The sequence below is a fragment of the Rhodohalobacter halophilus genome, from assembly GCF_001715195.1.
Classification (GTDB): Bacteria; Bacteroidota; Rhodothermia; order Balneolales; family Balneolaceae; genus Rhodohalobacter; species Rhodohalobacter halophilus.
Map to the genome: position 1 here is coordinate 1 of NZ_MDWE01000051.1, position 17,720 is coordinate 17,720.

The following is a 17,720-nucleotide window of genomic DNA, read 5'->3' on the forward strand; positions in this document are numbered from 1 at the left end:
GGCTTGGCATTTCTGCTGCGTGGCGACCATACAAGAATATAAGCAACAAACGCTTACACGTCAGCAGGAAATGCTTGTTATGCCTTAAATTGGACTATGAATTGAAGAAAGTATCACTCAATATCCGGTATAAACTTCAATATTTTTGACCTCATGACATCAATGAAATAAACAGTGTTATCACTACTGATCGCAAAGTCATATAAAAAAGATTCATTCTCTGGGTCTTCGAAAACATAATGTTTTTGAAGTTCCCCGTTTGAGTTATAGACAAGCAATCTGAAATCCAGCTCAATTGCTCCGGGATGAGGCTTTGGCATAAAAAGATAGATTAAATCATCGTGTATCTTCATCTCCCGCGCAAATTCTAAAGGCATTACGGTATGTTCACGTAATTCTTCCTTGTTTTGATGAACGACGAAGTTAAAAACTGAGGTCTTGATAATATCAGGAATTTCTTTTTGAAAGATAAGTTCACCATCATCCGAATAATGCCGAAGCTCACCCAAAGCATTCATGAATATGAAATACCCATCTTCTCCTTTTGCTGCAAGAGCTCTATTCCGGTCATTTTCAGGAATTACACCATTTGAATATGCAACTCTTTCCTGTTCAATATTTCGTACTTCGGAATATTCTGAATCCGGTGAACCGATTTTTTGGATAATATTTCCTTCTTCATTTAAATCCATTACTGCAGCTAATGCATTTTCACGGCCATTGGTTACGACAAGTATTTTGTCATCAGTAAGCACTGTTTTGTGGCTATTGTTTAAATATTGAGGAAATGGAATGGATTTGATGTGATTGCCCGATATGTCATATAAATCAAATAAGAAACGACCTCGATTGGTCGTAAAAAAACGATCTGAAATAAAATGTAAATCAGCTGCACCTGACATTGCATCCCATTCACCGGGACCTTCTCCAACATTTCCGAATTCATCTAGTTTCTCACCTTCGCTATTAAATAAGATTATTTTCTTGTAGGCGTGATCATATACAGCAAGATTATGTTTGTGCATCGAAACGATTTCTCTGGGTTCTCCAAGTAATGAGGATCCTGTCGAGACAATTGTTTCGAGGTCATTAACTAGCAGAGTGTCAATTACTATTGCTTGCGACTCTTGTTCTCCCGAATAATTTTGACATGAAGTAAAAACGAGTGCTAATATAGCAAAGAGGAATAGATAGCTTTTAATTTTCATTAGACGATGTGATTGTTTCATGATACTTGATAAATGGGTAGAGGCATAACGGCCTTGCGCTTAAGGGGCGCAGGGATTATTGCTTTATTTAAAGCAACAAAAATGGACGGCTATAAGCAAGGAGGAGTGGGGCGAGGCTGCGTCCCACTTGAAGCGCAGGTTATACTTCCATCTTCTTTTTTAATCCATATTGTATCTTTATTTATCTCTAGTTTTTGGTCCCGCTTCTTTTTGTAGGCTATAGTAAGTCCGATTACTGAAATTATTGTAACAGCTCTGAAAATATTCGCATATACTCCACCAAGTGCATCATCACCAGCTGAGAACAACATCCAAAAGAAATTCATGAAAAAATGAAGAGAAATCGGCACCCAAATATTGTGATTCCATTCGCTATAAGTCCAAGAAAAAAGCCCTGCTCCCAAGAAGGTTGTTAAAAAAATACCAATCAACCTGAGCAATTCATCGCTTTGGTACAGGTGAATAAAAGCAAATAAAAAAGCTCCGATAATCACGGAAGGTAGAAAGCCCAATTTCGTATATCGATAAAGTTGGCCATACAAAAAGCCTCGGAAAAAAAGCTCCTCAAAAAAAGCGGCTGAAACTGCTGAAATTAAAAATGTATTGAATGTTAATTCTATATTTAAATTGAAAAATAGGGCATAACCCACAAGCATGGGTAGGGTACATAGCAACCCAAATATCACTCCTTGCAAAAATGATCTGTTTAAACCAAAACTATCAATTACCTTATCGGCTTTATGGATAAAGGCTGCCCCAATAACTAGAGGTATTCCTGAAACGGTATATGCTATGATATGGCTAATACCCAATTGATTTATGATTTCATGTAGCCAGCCTCTCAAATCATTGAAGAATAGGTCATCCAAGACAAAGTAAATGGTGAAGGTAATTACAACTATTGCTAATATTTTTAGAGACTTGTTCATATTTCGGCATATAGAGATATGGAAGTATAACGACATTGCGCATAAGCTGCGTGCTGGCCAACGTTAATTTAAAAACAGAATGTACTACAGAAATTGAGTAAACCAAAACCGGCAGGGAAGGGCGAGGCACGTCCGCTTAATGCGCGGGTTATTCGCATCTTATTGCAGGACAGATTTAAGGGCTACTATATACGTGGTCTTACCAAGTATTGCCATCCTGACTTCGATTGGCAGATTATTAGATCCTCATGCTGAACGAATTAATTAGTTGAAAGCTATTAACTTGCGTCTAATACCAAAACCCGATTGAAGAATCTTATTGGAGGGGGGTGATCCATTTATAATATGATTTTACAACTAGAGCAATAAAGGTTGTCTGTCTTTAAAGCTTGATCTTTATCGAGTTATCATAATTACAAAGTTCATTCAGGAAATTAGGAATTTCAGAAATTACTTCGTTGAGATGACTTACCCCATAATGATGTGCACTATCCACCATGTTTAAGGCAACCATGGAAGCAACGTAGGCTGTTATTTTGCTTTCTCCATTTCCGGATAGACTACACTCCCTTTTTTCTCCCCTATCATTCTCAATTACTGCTTTTACAGAATAGATATCATCACCTAACAATGCCTTTTTGAACAGTATCATAATTATATTCTGAATTTTCCTGTACTGAAAAACCTTTGTTAACCCGACCTTTCTAAATAATGCTATAGCCCATGTCAGAACTTTAGAATCAAAAGCCAGCCTTGTACGAACTTTATTGACTCTTGTGGTTTTAACTAAACTATGTTGGTCTGAAAAGTTGAAAAGATAAAACGTACGTTTTCCTAAGAGCTGAGTGGTTACAGGTGAAGTGAAACTTTTGACTATCGAGGACTCGCCGTTATTTGAGATTTTATAGGTAGTATGAAGGTTATCAAACGTCCAGCGGTAGGCGGCATCTCCGTGTTTTTCTCCTGTCCCAAGTAACACAAATAAATTTATCCGCTTGCCATCAGGTAATAATTCGGTACAATATTGAGCCAGAAGGTTTGTGATGCCCGGGGCAAGTCCTACGCTTAACACAACACGCACATTATTTTTTTTAGCGATGCAATCTAAGGTCTCAATTTCTTCAATACGCTGATGGGTGGCAGTAATATCTATATAGTGGATCCCCCTGATAATGCACTGCTTCACAAATTCAATGCCCGCCTGTTCAACGCACATGATTACTAGATCCATATCTTCCAGAATAGAATGTCCTGATGGGTCTGACAGATCAATTTGTAAGGGAATGACCTTGTGATTTAATCTATGTGCGAGCTTTTCAGCTTTAGATAAATTTCTGCCCGCTATATAAATCTCCCACTGATAGTTTTGGGAAATACTTTCAGCAATAATGCTTCCAACTGCACCATAGCCGCCGATTATCAATATTTTTTGTATCATCTTTTTGATCCTACTTTTCTAATTTAACAGATGTTCTTGACCAGGTAGTAGTTCTTCCAAATAGAGGAACGCCTACATAACCCCGGATGATAAGCGTATTCCTATCTTTGAATCTTATTTTACAGGAGTAGGTTTTTCCATTTTGGGGATCATAAATAGTGCCACCTGTATATTGCTTTCTATCTTTACTAAACTCCTTCAATAATATCATGTCCTTTAATGGTCGATTACGGAGTGAGGGTTCAGGATTGTTTACATCCTTTTTGGGCTCCCCCTCTACGTCTAGGGAGTCTTTGAGCCAAACTAATCTCCCGTAGTACCAGTTATTCTCTTTTTTAAAAATCTCTATCTTTGCGTCTTTGGATTTGTTCAGCCAATAGCCAACAATAGAATCCTGTTGAGCATACGTTGTATATGACATTGAGAAAAAGAATAAGAAGACGGACCAAATCATTAAATGAGTGTTCATATCGCTGAATTTGCTTTGGCGGTTTAATAGTTATTGAGGGAATTTTTAGCTGTTTTTATTAAGTGAGAGAAAGCAATAGTATATTAAGGGCATACATAGAAGAGCTTGCAATATGCCAGTTACCTCAAAAAATAGATTATTGGGCATAAAGTAGGTGTCAGGTGGAAATAGTTGATTTAACAAGGTCTGATGGGTCCCTGCAAAGAATAATACATTCTTAATTAGGTGGTTGTACATGCCCTCAAATAAACCTATCTGAGATACCGTGAACACTAGGTTAGAAATCCAGAATAGATATTTCACAACCTTCTTCGTACTTATTTTTTGTTGAACAATAATATTTAAAATGATAATTGGTATGCTGAAATATAAAATGTTGAACCTCCATGGCGTGTCGTAAACAAATGCACCATAGGCATGGTGAATACTTGTGAGTACTAATAATGCATTGCTATAAAAAGCGACTTTTTGAATCATGACCTTTAATTATCGTTTGTTTGGGTGTGCCTGACAAATATAGCGGTCATATTTAGTTTATACAATAAGTTACCGAACGGTTACCTTGATTATTTAACACAAATTTACATCTATGTCTTTCTCTCATTTTGATGCAGAACATTGTTTTATAAATAAATTTACCACCCTCATTGCTGGAAAATGGAAGCCTATTTTATTGTACCTGATCCAAAATGACATCAATCGATTTAGCTTAATGATGGAGCATGTCCCCAATATCAGCAGAAAGGTTTTGACGGAACAATTACGGGGGCTGGAATCTGATGGGTTGATATACAGGGATGAGTTAAAATCTAAAGCACCTAAAGTGGTTATATATCACCTAACCGAAAAGGGAGAAAAGTTAAGGCAATTGGTAGATGAAATAATCAGATGGGGTATGACATACGATAAAGAGGAAGTACCGGATGAGATGAAAAAAATACTTGATTCTGACTTTGCCCAATAAACTCGAGCGAATAACGGCCCACGGTTTAACCGGCTTGGCCTAATTGGCTGGTAATGTAATTAAAACTCGAAATTTCTTTTTTGCCACCAAATTCTGAACCGGCAAACAGCGGCCAAGTCCGCGTTGAAACCGTTGTTAAGGCCAAGTACTTAATTTGGACATTATATGCCCATTACAGCTTGGTTGTTTCAAAAAAAACAAGAGAGTTCATTCCAAGCCGGCAGGTGCTTGAAAATCCAATGGTGGAAAAGCATAAGCTGACCTTGTTGTAGCGTGTGCAATATATGGGTCAAAACTATAGTAGTATAGTAAGTATTGAATTTCAATTCCAACAGTGATTTTAATAAATCACAAACAACAATTTAAACCAGCAGCCAAAATGGGAATCAAAAAAGCGGATATAGGTATGGTAATTCAATTAAATATTTCTATGAGTTTACTGCACAAAAACCTTAATGTTCTGCCCTTCTAAACTCGTCATTATCGAACCGAGACGTACGCTGCCGTGCTTCTCTTCCCTTATTAAAGGAGTATGAAATACTAAATGAAACAAAGCGATTATCCAGATTCTGATCAATCACAAGATTTTGATTAAGATCTCTGACTCTGTTATGAATATTGTAAGAATTCAATAAATCGTTCATGGATAATCTCACATTTAAACGATTATCCAACAGGCTCTTTCTGATAGATGACGACAGAGAATATCGTTGCCTTGTTTTGTAAAGTCCATCAATCTCCGGGCTGTTATAAAAAAAAGTGATGTTCAGTAAGAGATTTCCCGGCAAGTGGAAATTGTGATGGGTCGATATAAAATAAGAACGGCTTGTTCTAATGATTTCTTCATTTTCAAAACGTTTTTTAAACCTTGCATCAACAAAAGAAAATTCGCCTCGTAAATCCCAAAAACGACTTATCCTCAGCGGAATGGAAAAATAAGCATTTGCGGAGGTTTTAAGGTCAAAGTTTGTAGGCTGCAGGCGCAATAAATTACCTGCTTGAGAGGGAGTTTGCACGATATAGTCATGAATTCTTTGGTAAGAAAGTGAAAGTAAATAATTGTTCCTCCAGATATACACGAACTCATAGATTTCCGAAAGCTGGGGCTGCAAAAGAATATTACCTTGCAAATAAGAATCAGGATCCAAAACGAAAATAGTTGGGTTTACACTATTATAGTTCGGGCGGTTTATTCGTCGTACAAAGTTAACTCCAACATTATGATGGGCTGATATTGTTCTAAACAAGTTGATGTTTGGAAACCAGTGCAAATACGTATCATCTATTAAATTTCCGTTTGAGTTATCAGTACTGTTTTGTACAGACGTTCTCTCAGCTCTAAGCCCTGTATTTACAGACCAGTTTTCACTCTGAAAGTCGATCGAGCCGTATAGGCCGATATTGGTTTCACGGTATCGATAGCGGTTAAAATCGAGCAGTTCAAGCACCCACTCAGCATTGTCAGATTCCAGAGTGAAGTCGATATCGCTGGCATAACGAATGGAACTGTATCGAAGTCCGGTTTTAAACCTTATATCTGAGTGGATATTTGGTTGCAGATCTGCTTCGGCGATATCGAAGTTAATTTTGGAATTCGAATCCATCGAAAAACCGAATTGATGAGATGGATTAAAAGGAGTCGTTTCGGATCGGTTGATTTGATCCGAATCAATTTGATAAGATGCCCGATTGTATTGTATGGAAAGCAGCGATCCATAGTCGCCTCCAAAACCTAACAATAACGATCGAAGCCGGTTCCTGGTTATATTATCAGTGAGCAGATGTAAATCGGTCTGATGGTCCGTATTGAGATATCGACTTTCGCCGGTTCTTGGAATTTCTTCATCAAGGACATCCAATTTTACAGAACCATTGAAAGTAAAGGAGGAATTCAAATCATAAGTAAAATCGCCGAGGAGTCCCCAGCTTTCGTTTTTGATTCGTATTTCATTATCCTGGAAAATGCGTCCGGCATCCGGTAACGATCTGTTTCTTCTTAAAGTTGAATATTCTATCGTTTGCCGGTTAATATATTGCGGATTTAAAAATGCCTGAAATTTCGGGGTGGTATAAAAATTGGAACTTGTAGCATTTAACCGTGGTTTTTCACCATGTCCTGTAGTCAGGGTATTTACAGAGGTTAACCCGGCTTTGTCATCTCTGAGGTTGATATTGATCACTCTTTCCTGATCGGCAGCGAATTCCGCCGTGGGAGAAGTGCTTATCTCAATGGATTCAACCATATCAGCAGAGTATCCTTGCAGCAAATCAGTTAATTCTCTTCCTGTTAAATGCCTTTCCCTTCCGTTAATCATTACCGTTATACCCCCACTGCCCATGAGCAACAAATCGCCGTCAGGTGTAACTTGAATTCCCGGTAATTGCGAAAAAACTGTTTCAAGTAATTGCCCCCGGAAAGTCGGGTTTTCGGCAATAGTATATACCAGTTTATTCCCCTCTCTTCGAATATGTTCTCGAATTGCTGTAACTGTCACCTCTGGGAGCATATCTACCCCCGGTTCAAGTTCAATCCGGCCAAGATCAATAGTTTCTATCTCCTCTTCTTCTATCGAAAACCCGATATTTTTATTCATGAATGAAACATGGTGAATCAGAAGAAATAGATTTACCGGATATACATCATATTTTCTCAATTGAATTTCAAAATATCCGCTACTATCCGAAATTGCTGCACCATCCGCCTTTACGTTTTCTAATGTCTCTGCAACAAAAATATGAGCAAACTCTACGGGTTGCTCATCGAACATCAACTGTCCGGTTACAAGATGTTCCGTATCGGTTGAAGTTTGAGCTGCACAGGGATACTGAGTACCAAAAATAAATGCAAAAACAGCCAGCCCTGTATATTTCACACTTTTTTTTAGGTTACTTTTTTTGTGCAAATAGTGGAAAAGCATAGCCAATATAATGTTTAATATTCTCCTTTAGTATGATGTACTCTCTGTCAGAGACCATGGTGAAGTAGCTTAAAATCATCACCAGGGAAAAATTATCAATTCTCATCAGGATAAAGATTCCCACATGCAACATTAAACCCATAACAATAAGTGGCAACCGGAATGATTTTAACCAAATCAAAAACGGAAAACCGATTTCGAATAATATGGTAAAGTAGGTTAATCCTTGGGGCAGAACAGGGTAAGCAATCAAATAATCTGAAAGCCCGCTCATGCTGAAATCCTCTACCTGGAGGATGTGGTAAACAGCTTGACCCTGTAACCACATTTCTCCTTTTAATTTCCATAAGCCTGAAAAAAGATAGACCAGTGATATTTGCAGTTTTACTGCAAGAGCAATGGGGTATGTTCCGATTGATTCTGTTTTTACTTCGCGTTGTCCGGGTGTATAAAAGGCCAGAAAAAATATCAGAAGAGTGTATAGTGTATCCCCACTGTCCATAATGTATAAATTACGGAGACGAATAACCGTTAAACAGATAAACAGAAGAAGGCCGGTAATAAGGTTATATCTGTCAAATAAAAAAAGAAATGCTATAAAAAGTGAAAATAGAAGAAAGACATAAATCCCATAGATATTTGAAAATAGGACTTCTAAAAAGGATAATCCTATGCTTTCCAGAATACTTTCATAGATCTTGAATGGAACAATGCCATCCTTTCCAAAATAAAATTCGGCAAGTATCAGATAGTATATTAAATCCTTAATTACAACCAGAACCAATCCGGTTTTCATGATTTTAAGACCAATATCAAACTGATTGTTCATAGTTGATCATCAAATTTTATATATCCTGTTTCCAGTAAAATTCTTTGATCTTCATTATGTGTTAAACCAAATGAAGAGACAGGTTTTTCCATTACCAGTAACCTGAATTTCAGATAATTTAGATCTGAATTCATTGGAATTATCGACCGGCTGTGCAAAGCGATATAATTTTGAAGACATTGAAAACCAGGTGTTTCATATATATGTACATGTAAATCGTCCTGATTCTTAATAGAAGGGTCTTCCGAAATTCTATAGAATATGTTGTTCAGTGTGCCATGGAAATATTTGATAAGCCGCTGAGAAGTTCCGAAAAAATTTACCCTGTTAAATTCAACGATGGGTTTTTTCAGATCATACCAGGGACTTTCGTTGCCGAATGAATCTTTATACATCACGTAAAAGTCGACATTTGAAGCGGGAGGATACGGAGCAAACATACTCCATTGCTGCTCAAAGAATGGAGTTACGTACCAGGCAGATATTATTTTGAATGGTTTGGAATCTGTAAAATTTCCAGCAAGATACAGTGAAATAATTGAAAAGTGCGCGAATAAGAAAATCAAGAATACTTTATTTGAAGTGATTTTTGACTTTAGCGATAGCATTTTTCGACAACCTGTCTTTACAAAACCATTATAGAATGGGTTAATTAAAATAAGTTTCTTTTTAATCGTGCGATGCGTCTACTGTATAAATGAGAACAGCTCTATACTCTCTTCTTTTAACTTTTGAACCACAAAAAACAGGAGGTGCTGTTACAACACCTCCGGCTATTAAAGTTATTCAATAACAGGACCAGATGTTGTGGTCGTGGTTGTAGTAGTTGTAGTTGTCGTGGTTCTTCTGGTTGTTGTTGTAGTATTGCGGTGTTCTATCATTGGGGTATTGGCTAATACAAGACCGGCAGTGTTGAGTTCAGTTGTATTAGCAGAAGTCAACATCGAATTAGATTGAACACTACCTATAGCAGCAAACATTACAACAAACAATGACAGGATTGATTTTTTTAACATAATATTTCCTCCTTTGTTGGTTTATTAATTGCTCATTGTATTGAAATAGCTATCAATACATTATCCACGTTCGTAAGAATACAACTTCTTACGCGTATCTACCCTGAAAAAACTTCTTACTTTTTTTCTTGATTTTTTTCTTTTGTTTTCCACTCAAGTGGTGTAACTCCTGTTTCCTTTAGAAAATTTTTCCAAAATGTCTCATAGTTTAAGTATCCAAGAGCATAAGCAATATCTGCAATCGTCAGGTCTTCAAGGCTTTTATTCCTTAAAAGTTTTTTTGCAGCTAAAATTCTGTAATGGATAATATATTTTCTGGGCGAGTAACCTGTAAAGTTTTTAAACAGACTGGAAAAATTGTTATTCTTAATTCTGAACTCCTTTTTTAAACTCGCAACTGTTAAGTCAAATTCAAATAGGTGTCCATGGATATATAATGCCGCATTTCTAATCTGGACTGGAAGATCAGAAGAAAGTTGAGGATATCTTTCTTGAAACTCTTCTAAACATTCTTCAATAACCCTGATTTTTTTATTATTGTCCATGTTTCCACCAACTTGATAGATTGTTTTGTAAAGTTATTGTTCTCCTGCCGGGCCTTAACGGTCTGGCATTTCTGCTGCGTGGCGATCAACTTGAAAGTTCACCCAAAAAACGCTTGCACGTCAGCAGGATCATACTATTAGGCATCCCCAAGGTTGATGTCTTCGAAGAAGAACATCACCTTGTTGTTTAAACGCCAATTCAAACAGTGAGGATGCCCATGATGAAGATTACACAATTTCACGATTCAGACAAACCCAGTCCAACTTCCATGCTGCTTGCCGTTGATGTAAGCAGCCGGCGGCTTGATCTATATACGCGATATCGCCAAAATGGGGAGGAATACGAGCTTTCTGAAGCCATTTCCAATGAGTTGTCAGTCATTGAAGAGCGTCTTACTTATTATGCAAAACATGCACATGGTTTGGGGTACACCGGGCTTTCTGTTGTCGTAGAACCCAGCGGGCGGTACGAGAAAAAGCTGACTCAAACAGCCATTCAGCTTGGCCACCGAGTCTGGATGGTGAACCCTGAGAGGATGTATAAAGCCGGGGTGATTCACCACGGAGATGATAGCAAGAGTGATCCGTTGGATGGGAAAGTTCTTTATATGATGGGGCGAATGGGAAAAGTAAGCCAACTGCTGCCCTTGCCGGAGCCGTGGCAGCGGCTTCGCCAGCTTGGAACCTGGCTGGAAGATTGCACCCTGATTGGCGCTGACCTTCGAATTCGTATTGGGGTGCTTCGCAGGGAATTATTTGTCGATTATGATCAGCGATCCCACCTAACGTGGGGTCCAACCGGACAAGCCATACAAGAGCTCTATGGGTTTGACCCCTGGAAGATAACCCACCATGGATATGATCGATATGTAGCAACGGTAAAAGCTCATCGTAAACATCTGCCACAGCGTTGCCTTGACCGGATATGGAGTCAGGCTCAAAGTAGCTGTAATGGACACCTTCATACCGGGCAGCGAAGCAACTGTTCACAGCAGCTGGATTATTTATGGCAGTTATGGCAGCGCCACGAGAAGCGAAAAGAACAACTGGCCTCCCAAATGATCCAGATTGTAGACGATCTGCCGTCCGACCATTGGATTCCCCCGCTTTGCAGTGGATTTACCGAACAAATGAGGGCAAAGATTCTGGCCGAGACCGGCCCGCTTCGCCAGTTTCCTCATTGGAGAGCTTTGCTGGCTTATTCCGGGTTGAAAGTTCGAATGCGAACAAGCGGCAAGTATAAAGGCAAAGACAAGATCACCAAAAAGGGTCGGATACTCCTTCGCAAGCTAATCGGCCAGGCTGCATTCTCCCTGTCCAGAAAAGACCGGATCCTGGGTGAGTATTATCACCGCAAACTTTCCGAGGGGATGAACCACGGGAAAGCCAAAGTCGCATGCATGAGAAAATTTGTAAAGATTCTGTACGGAGCAGCAAAACGCAGTGAGCAATTTAATCGCGAACGAATCTATCGCTGTGCGGGGTAATTATCCGCCGGCACACAACCGGGTGATGACCGACAAAAGCATATGGTCACTTTGTTACCACGGGGATGACCGGCAATTGATCATTGTCAGGCCCGGTTGTTTGGTTAAATGGCCAATAAAGTATGATTGTACAGTCCTGATGGCTGTCGGGATTAGTACCCAGAGTAGGTAACATCGCCTTTAAACCACCTCCTTACCGATCGTTTTTAAATGGTAATACCCCATTTGGGACAAAGGTGCGTCTTGAGGGTATGATTTGTAACTATTTCTTGATTCTTAGCTAAGAGTAAATGCTTGTTATAGCTCAATCCTCCGGTAGCATCTGGGGATTCCAAACGACTTCCCAGAGATGTTGATCCGGATCCTGAAAATAACCAGCATAACCTCCCCAAAAAGTATCTTGAGCCGGTTTTACAATGACCGCACCTGCCTTTTCTGCCTGCTTCATTACTGTGTCTACTTCCGATTTGGAAGAAACATTGTGCCCAAGTGAAAATTCTGTTGGACTTGGACTGCTTACTTTAAGACCGGAATCATGAGATAAACTTTCGCGTGGCCAAATCGCCAAGCTTATTTCGTTTTGCAATTCAAAGAAAGCAACGGCACCATGTTCAAATTCCTGACCAACGATTCCCTTCGTTTTTAAACGTAATCCATCCCGATAAAACCGCAAGGCTCGTTCCAGGTCATCGACACCAAGAGTAATAACTGTTATACGTGGTTTCATATACAAGTCTTGACTGAGCTATAACGGTGCGGCGTTTAACCGGCTTGGCCTTTTTAGTTTAGGAATGTAATTAAAATTGAGGATTTCTATAAGCCAAGAAAATTTAAAAGAGCAAACAGCGGCCAAGTCCGAGTTGAAACGCTTGTTAGCGGTTGACTAATTATGACCAATGTTGTATAATCATGAGTAACCTTTGATTAAATAATTAGAATCATGCAAGATTACTATACAATAGGGGAAGCTGCGGATAAATTAAATGTAAGTAAAGAAACCTTGAGGCGCTGGGATAACTCCGGTAAATTTTCTTCGGAGCGACACCCAATCAATAACTATCGGGTATATAGCAAAGAACAAATTGAAGAATTTTCAGTTTCGGAACCAAATGTAAGTTATTCTGAAATCTCTAAAAATGGAACTGAAAAATCTCTAACCCCATACTTTGAAACAGAATTAGGTAAACTATTTAATGTTGATGCTTTTGATTTTCTTAAATCATTAGAATCCGAATCTGTTGATTTAATATTTGCTGATCCTCCATACAATATTAAAAAAGCTGAATGGGATACGTTTTCAAGTCAAAAAGAATATGTCGAATGGAGTTTAGAATGGATTAGAGAATCTAATAGAGTACTTAAGAAAACAGGGAATTTATATGTTTGCGGATTTTCAGAGATTATAGCAGATATCAAATGGGCTGCAAGTGACATTTTTTCTGGAGCAAAATGGCTTGTATGGTTTTATAGAAATAAGGCAAATCTTGGCAAGGATTGGGGTAGGTCACATGAAAGCATAATTCATTTCAGAAAAAGTAAGAACTTCGTTTTTAATATAGATGAAGTTCGCATTCCATATAATGAACATACTCTAAAATATCCTAAACGGACTCAAGCCAAATCCTCGCAATACAATAACGGAAACAATAAGAAATATACTTGGGAGCCACATCCAAAAGGAGCAAAACCAAAAGATGTTATTGAAATTCCTACGCTTTCAAATGGATCTTGGGAAAGAATGGATCATCCAACTCAAAAACCGGTAGAACTCGTTAAAAAATTTATTTTGGCATCAACTAATGAAGACGACTTAGTAGTAGATCCTTTTGGAGGGTCGGGTACAACTTATGCAGTAGCAGAGGCTTATAATCGCCAATGGATGGGAACCGAAATTTCTGATGATTATTGTGAGATGATTAAAGAGCGTGTAACTGATTTTGAACACATATCCAGAATTAATTCCGGTGCAGATGAAAGGGAAAGTAAACAGAGACGGCTAAAATTGAGAGGTTAGTTTAATAACTCCCAAACATCATTAATTACAAATTCTGAAAAAGGGAAAATGTGATCTTTATATGGATTTAGATATGTATTTGGCGGTGGGTCCAGAAAATATACTCCATCTAATCTTGTTAAGAATTTCGTGTAAACCATGAATAGTCCTGAAACCAAAGTGTAGCTTATATTATCGGCTCCTTTACGCTGAACATCATTTAAAAATATACCCGCGACTTTTACCTGGTGGCCTGAAAACCGTTCCATTAACATTTTGTCAAGGAATATTTTCCCCATTCTATCTTTGGAAGTGGTTTTAAACGAAAGTACAACCTCATTTTCTGCAAGTTTATTTGTAGTGGATTTCACTTTTGGGTAGGGAGAAATTATAAGATCAGTTTCACATCTATAAAGTTTTTCTCCTTCTTCACTTTCGTAAGGAATCATAAAGGTGATTTTCTTATTAGCGACACCAAGATGATTTATTGTTGTTCGCAATAATTCTTCAAACCGATTCCCAACATGTTTACGAGCACTATTCGGGTTTAAAACAAGATCTAAACCTGCGCCAATAGATTGTTGAATTGTGTAGAGGGTTCGATTTACCAATAAATGATCAGCTTCGCTAAAGTCTCTATTTCCATTTTTAACTCCCTCCAAAAGAGAATTTAATTGAGTAAATGCTTGGCTAAAATCATCAGGATTATCCCAAAATAAATTTGTGTTGATTGGTCTTACAAACTTCTTTTGTCCTGCGATATCAGAAACATTTATAACATACCCATCCCTCACGTGTACTTTTTCAGAAATAACATTTGGAATATGCTGTAAAACCCGAATACATAGATCTGAGAATTCAGCTAATGATGATTTGGAGGTGGAAAGGTCTTCTGCTAATGAACCCATTTAGTAGAATGATATTTAAATTTAATTTAGCAGAATATAGTCATTGAACAGTTATGGGAAAAATAAGACCGCTAACGGCCTACCGCATAACCGGCGCAGGGATTATGATTTTTTAAAAGGCTATTCATTTGAATCCCGAGTACTCGGGAGCAAGAAATTAAACCAAAGCCACGTCTGCGTCCGCCGTTAATGCGGTTGTTATGTGGTATTCTTGATTAAGCTAATTTTCTTGAATTAGACTAAGATCATCACTTTTTAATAAGCTAAGTAAAATATTTCTACTGTTTTCAGGGAACCTGCTCAAATCATTTTTAAAGAACAATAATAATAGCTTATTCAATCTGTAGATATTTCGCAGATAGTTGGTTTTCCAGATTCCATAATCTTTTACGGAAAAACTATTAGTCTTTCTGATATCCTTTTCACATTGAAAAAAAATTGGTGATTCAGCATGGATGTGTTTTGAAAGGTGTCTCCAATTCCTTGTGATAGATTCAACAAAATTTCGAATATCAATTTTAAAATTTGGATGCTTAATTATGTATTCAGCTAAATCATTATGTTTTATTACAAAGTCACCATCATGCCATTGCTTGTATTCGATTGGATGATGTAAAAAATAAATAAGTTGCATGCTCAACTCTATACTACTTCTCATGTGCATATGAGCTGATCTATAAAGTCCTAAAATTGCCAAAAAAAGAGATGAGTTGATGTCTTCATAGATTTCGTCCAGAATCTTATCATACTTGTTAATGTCTAATGCATGGAAAGAAAGCTTCCAGTTCTTGAAAACTAAAGTAGCACGATACAATTCAAACAGATCATCATCACTTATTTGATCAGTTGATTCATCCCAAAAATTTTTAAAATCTTGGAAGTATAATGGAAGGTCTTCTTTTGCTATTTCAAAAATCTTTTCTTTCATAAATTTGTAAGGATTTCCGCCCAACGTGCATATGATTCCGCTTTTTCTATTTCCTTTTTGGACATTTCAGATCTATTACTATGAACCTCTCTATTTCTGATTCTCATTACAGCAGATTTTACTTTTTCTTTTAATTCAGGAGTTTCCTCTATTCTGCCAATAATTCTTCTTATGGTAGTTTCTCTTGATTCTTTTTGATCTTTAAAGTTCAAAGACAATTCTTTATTGGCAAAATTAATTACATCAATTATTCTTGGAAATATTTTCTTGTCTTCAAGGAATGACTTAATAATATTCAATTTTTCATTGAAGGATAACCTTTCACTATAGTTTGAGAACTTTGCTTTCTGAATTTTATTAAAAGTCTTCAGGTTTTTTATAAATAATTTCAACGAAGATGTATCAAGACCTTTTCTTTCCAATTCTGAAAGAGAGTTTAATAACCTCTCAGCTTCAAATATTTTATCGTCTAAATTCATATTTATTCTTCCTCATCAGATTCTAATGTCAACAATAATTCTTGAGTAAGGTTTTTATAAGCTTGAATTCCATTTGCATTTGGATTAGCTAATGTTGCTGGCTTGTTCCATTTAGCGGATTCACTTATTCTTGTTGTAAATGGAATTACAGTTTGAAATGTAGCTATATCCAGATCATCGTTACAGGTTTTTCTAATTTCATTCAAATGATGTTCGTGATCTAATGTTTGCCTCACTTGAGTAAAGATAACACCTAAGATTTCAACAGTACATCCTGGAAGTCTCTTCTTTAATTGGGATATTCGATTTGATAAAAGTGGCAATCCAATAGCCGCATAAAATTCTGGAGAAACCGGAACAATTATATAGTTACTAACAACTAATGCATTTTGAGGGGCAATAGTTAAATTTGGTGGGCAATCAATCAATACATAGTCATAATCCTCTTCACATTTTTCTAATTGAGAAGATAGGATATTTTCTCTGCCTGCCTGTCCACTCAAATCCAAATCTAAAAAAGTTAATTCTATATGTGAAGGTATTAAATCAAGCCCTTGGATATCACATACATTCTTGACAATTGCTCTATTTATATCGTATTCATCGTCTCTTGAGCTAAATGCTTTATTCATTCCCAAAACATCTGCAATAGTTGCATTGTCTTTGACTTTATCCCATTCATCCAGACCCATTAGAGAAAATGAGGCGTTAGTTTGAGGATCCAAATCGATAATTAGTACTTTTTTATCATGTTCATTAGCTAGAATTGTTCCAATTTCAACGACGCTTGTTGTTTTGCCAACTCCACCCTTCATATTTATGAATGATATAATCTTCATAGTCTTTGTTTTTTAGTCTGAAAAAAAAGTAATTTCATTTGAATTATTCTGTCGAATGCTTGATACCACATAACGGTTTGGCGGCTAAGCGGCGAGGCAACCAATGTTCCAAAGCCACTAACCCCGAAATCGTCCGCTTGAGCCGCATTGTTATACCAACTTCGGATTTTTAGTTCTTCTTGTACTCTAAATTAAATTCTGAAGCAGCTTCTTTTAGCTTCTGTTCAATTTGTTTATGCTGTGATTCAGTGTAAACTGGCAGGTGAATTTTATCATGAGAACCAGATTCACGGTACTGAATATGGATATTATTTTTGTCAAGTGAAATGGTTTTAAGATCAGTCCACTTTACAGATTTATCCCAAATTGAGGTCTTTTGAGATTTAATTCCTTCTTTATCAATTACAAGTTCAGGTTGCTGGCCCAGAAAGTATCCTTTTCGAATAAATATTCCACCAATTATAGCAAAAGATGCAATTAATAAACTGTATAACCAACGATTTGAAAGCTCGTTGGATGCAAATTCATAAACATGTAATACAATCAGCAATATGCCAAGAAATATTAATGCCATTGATAGTATTTTCATATATCGCGTTCTATAATCCAAGCGAATAGTAATTGGCTCCATTGATTTGTGATTAGTTAAAGTTGGTATAACGTGTGAGGCTTAACGTGTCCGCTTTGCGGTCACGTTGAAGCCATTGTTATTTCCCGAACCATGAACTAAAAATAAATACTGACATGAG

Annotated in this window: 19 protein-coding genes; 4 read left to right on the plus strand and 15 right to left on the minus strand. The window is 37.3% G+C overall.

The features are described 5' to 3' along the window. Positions 1 to 113 precede the first annotated feature (113 nt). The 4 genes from BG260_RS12405 to BG260_RS12420 form a co-directional block, all read right to left on the minus strand. Positions 114 to 1,208, minus strand: coding sequence for an NHL repeat-containing protein (locus BG260_RS12405; RefSeq protein ID WP_069133172.1), 1,095 nt, complete (start codon positions 1,206 to 1,208; stop codon positions 114 to 116). Between the two features lie 110 nt (positions 1,209 to 1,318). After that, on the minus strand, positions 1,319 to 2,158 hold the full coding sequence (locus BG260_RS12410; protein ID WP_083750307.1) for a CPBP family intramembrane glutamic endopeptidase: 840 nt from the start codon (positions 2,156 to 2,158) through the stop codon (positions 1,319 to 1,321). Positions 2,159 to 2,540: 382 nt separating this feature from the next. Next, positions 2,541 to 3,596 carry a saccharopine dehydrogenase family protein gene (locus BG260_RS12415; protein WP_069133176.1) on the minus strand — a complete coding sequence of 352 codons (1,056 nt, stop codon included), beginning with the start codon at positions 3,594 to 3,596 and terminating at the stop codon, positions 2,541 to 2,543. A gap of 10 nt (positions 3,597 to 3,606) precedes the next feature. Next, a complete protein-coding gene (locus tag BG260_RS12420; protein WP_087148707.1) occupies positions 3,607 to 4,017 on the minus strand; it encodes a DUF2147 domain-containing protein in 411 nt (136 codons plus the stop codon). A 637-nt stretch (positions 4,018 to 4,654) separates the two neighbouring features. On the opposite strand from BG260_RS12420, the gene BG260_RS12430 reads away from it, so the two are divergent. Together BG260_RS12430 and BG260_RS12435 are read left to right on the plus strand one after the other, a co-directional pair. Next, a complete protein-coding gene (locus BG260_RS12430; protein ID WP_069133180.1) occupies positions 4,655 to 5,029 on the plus strand; it encodes a winged helix-turn-helix transcriptional regulator in 375 nt (124 codons plus the stop codon). An 80-nt stretch (positions 5,030 to 5,109) separates the two neighbouring features. Further along, positions 5,110 to 5,301, plus strand: coding sequence for a hypothetical protein (locus BG260_RS12435; RefSeq protein WP_069133182.1), 192 nt, complete (start codon positions 5,110 to 5,112; stop codon positions 5,299 to 5,301). A gap of 180 nt (positions 5,302 to 5,481) precedes the next feature. Here the strand turns inward: BG260_RS12435 and BG260_RS12440 are convergent, their stop codons facing one another. From BG260_RS12440 to BG260_RS12455, 5 genes are all read right to left on the minus strand, one after another. Then, positions 5,482 to 7,902, minus strand: a complete 2,421-nt coding sequence (locus BG260_RS12440; protein ID WP_176719494.1) for an outer membrane beta-barrel family protein — start codon at positions 7,900 to 7,902, stop codon at positions 5,482 to 5,484. 13 nt (positions 7,903 to 7,915) lie between these two features. Next, positions 7,916 to 8,776 (minus strand): hypothetical protein, encoded by an 861-nt coding sequence (locus BG260_RS12445; protein WP_069133186.1) that lies wholly within the window; start codon positions 8,774 to 8,776, stop codon positions 7,916 to 7,918. After that, a complete protein-coding gene (locus BG260_RS14630; RefSeq protein WP_408005572.1) occupies positions 8,773 to 9,384 on the minus strand; it encodes a DUF5819 family protein in 612 nt (203 codons plus the stop codon). The genes BG260_RS12445 and BG260_RS14630 overlap by 4 nt, the downstream gene beginning before the upstream one ends. A 174-nt stretch (positions 9,385 to 9,558) precedes the next feature. Beyond that, positions 9,559 to 9,792: a hypothetical protein gene (locus BG260_RS14070; protein ID WP_083750305.1), complete on the minus strand. Its 234-nt coding sequence runs from the start codon at positions 9,790 to 9,792 to the stop codon at positions 9,559 to 9,561. Between the two features lie 116 nt (positions 9,793 to 9,908). Then, positions 9,909 to 10,337, minus strand: a complete 429-nt coding sequence (locus tag BG260_RS12455; protein WP_069133190.1) for a helix-turn-helix domain-containing protein — start codon at positions 10,335 to 10,337, stop codon at positions 9,909 to 9,911. Between the two features lie 218 nt (positions 10,338 to 10,555). Between BG260_RS12455 and BG260_RS12460 the strand changes: the two genes are divergently transcribed. Continuing rightward, a complete protein-coding gene (locus tag BG260_RS12460; RefSeq protein WP_176719495.1) occupies positions 10,556 to 11,824 on the plus strand; it encodes a transposase in 1,269 nt (422 codons plus the stop codon). 304 nt (positions 11,825 to 12,128) lie between these two features. Here BG260_RS12460 and BG260_RS12465 read toward each other — a convergent pair whose 3' ends face one another. Next, entirely contained in the window at positions 12,129 to 12,551 is a 423-nt protein-coding gene (locus BG260_RS12465) for a VOC family protein (protein WP_069133194.1), read from the minus strand. A 213-nt stretch (positions 12,552 to 12,764) separates the two neighbouring features. On the opposite strand from BG260_RS12465, the gene BG260_RS12470 reads away from it, so the two are divergent. Next, positions 12,765 to 13,838 carry a DNA methyltransferase gene (locus BG260_RS12470; RefSeq protein WP_083750306.1) on the plus strand — a complete coding sequence of 358 codons (1,074 nt, stop codon included), beginning with the start codon at positions 12,765 to 12,767 and terminating at the stop codon, positions 13,836 to 13,838. Here the strand turns inward: BG260_RS12470 and BG260_RS12475 are convergent. The 5 genes from BG260_RS12475 to BG260_RS12495 all read right to left on the minus strand — a co-directional run bounded on the left by BG260_RS12475 (position 13,835) and on the right by BG260_RS12495 (position 17,560). Further along, positions 13,835 to 14,725, minus strand: a complete 891-nt coding sequence (locus tag BG260_RS12475; protein WP_069133196.1) for a hypothetical protein — start codon at positions 14,723 to 14,725, stop codon at positions 13,835 to 13,837. The genes BG260_RS12470 and BG260_RS12475 overlap by 4 nt on opposite strands. A 220-nt stretch (positions 14,726 to 14,945) precedes the next feature. Then, positions 14,946 to 15,653 (minus strand): BTB/POZ domain-containing protein, encoded by a 708-nt coding sequence (locus BG260_RS12480; protein ID WP_069133197.1) that lies wholly within the window; start codon positions 15,651 to 15,653, stop codon positions 14,946 to 14,948. Next, the gene (locus BG260_RS12485) at positions 15,650 to 16,132 is read right to left on the minus strand and encodes a hypothetical protein (RefSeq protein ID WP_069133199.1); all 483 of its coding nucleotides are present in this window, start codon (positions 16,130 to 16,132) and stop codon (positions 15,650 to 15,652) included. The genes BG260_RS12480 and BG260_RS12485 overlap by 4 nt, the downstream gene beginning before the upstream one ends. Positions 16,133 to 16,134: 2 nt before the next feature. Continuing rightward, positions 16,135 to 16,971, minus strand: coding sequence for a ParA family protein (locus BG260_RS12490; protein WP_069133201.1), 837 nt, complete (start codon positions 16,969 to 16,971; stop codon positions 16,135 to 16,137). A gap of 169 nt (positions 16,972 to 17,140) precedes the next feature. Beyond that, positions 17,141 to 17,560, minus strand: a complete 420-nt coding sequence (locus BG260_RS12495; protein ID WP_176719496.1) for a hypothetical protein — start codon at positions 17,558 to 17,560, stop codon at positions 17,141 to 17,143. Positions 17,561 to 17,720 lie beyond the last annotated feature (160 nt).

Excerpts from the sequence above, each read along its gene's own strand:
- BG260_RS12495 (WP_176719496.1), bottom strand. The coding sequence starts at position 17,560 with ATGAAAATACTATCAATGGCATTAATATTTCTTGGCATATTGCTGATT.
- BG260_RS12465 (WP_069133194.1), bottom strand. The coding sequence starts at position 12,551 with ATGAAACCACGTATAACAGTTATTACTCTTGGTGTCGATGACCTGGAA.
- BG260_RS12445 (WP_069133186.1), bottom strand. The coding sequence starts at position 8,776 with ATGAACAATCAGTTTGATATTGGTCTTAAAATCATGAAAACCGGATTG.
- BG260_RS12455 (WP_069133190.1), bottom strand. The coding sequence starts at position 10,337 with ATGGACAATAATAAAAAAATCAGGGTTATTGAAGAATGTTTAGAAGAG.
- BG260_RS14070 (WP_083750305.1), bottom strand. The coding sequence starts at position 9,792 with ATGTTAAAAAAATCAATCCTGTCATTGTTTGTTGTAATGTTTGCTGCT.
- BG260_RS12405 (WP_069133172.1), bottom strand. The coding sequence starts at position 1,208 with ATGAAAATTAAAAGCTATCTATTCCTCTTTGCTATATTAGCACTCGTT.
- BG260_RS12410 (WP_083750307.1), bottom strand. The coding sequence starts at position 2,158 with ATGAACAAGTCTCTAAAAATATTAGCAATAGTTGTAATTACCTTCACC.
- BG260_RS12420 (WP_087148707.1), bottom strand. The coding sequence starts at position 4,017 with ATGTCATATACAACGTATGCTCAACAGGATTCTATTGTTGGCTATTGG.
- BG260_RS14630 (WP_408005572.1), bottom strand. The coding sequence starts at position 9,384 with ATGCTATCGCTAAAGTCAAAAATCACTTCAAATAAAGTATTCTTGATT.
- BG260_RS12430 (WP_069133180.1), top strand. The coding sequence starts at position 4,655 with ATGTCTTTCTCTCATTTTGATGCAGAACATTGTTTTATAAATAAATTT.
- BG260_RS12475 (WP_069133196.1), bottom strand. The coding sequence starts at position 14,725 with ATGGGTTCATTAGCAGAAGACCTTTCCACCTCCAAATCATCATTAGCT.
- BG260_RS12480 (WP_069133197.1), bottom strand. The coding sequence starts at position 15,653 with ATGAAAGAAAAGATTTTTGAAATAGCAAAAGAAGACCTTCCATTATAC.
- BG260_RS12490 (WP_069133201.1), bottom strand. The coding sequence starts at position 16,971 with ATGAAGATTATATCATTCATAAATATGAAGGGTGGAGTTGGCAAAACA.
- BG260_RS12460 (WP_176719495.1), top strand. The coding sequence starts at position 10,556 with ATGATGAAGATTACACAATTTCACGATTCAGACAAACCCAGTCCAACT.
- BG260_RS12415 (WP_069133176.1), bottom strand. The coding sequence starts at position 3,596 with ATGATACAAAAAATATTGATAATCGGCGGCTATGGTGCAGTTGGAAGC.
- BG260_RS12470 (WP_083750306.1), top strand. The coding sequence starts at position 12,765 with ATGCAAGATTACTATACAATAGGGGAAGCTGCGGATAAATTAAATGTA.
- BG260_RS12485 (WP_069133199.1), bottom strand. The coding sequence starts at position 16,132 with ATGAATTTAGACGATAAAATATTTGAAGCTGAGAGGTTATTAAACTCT.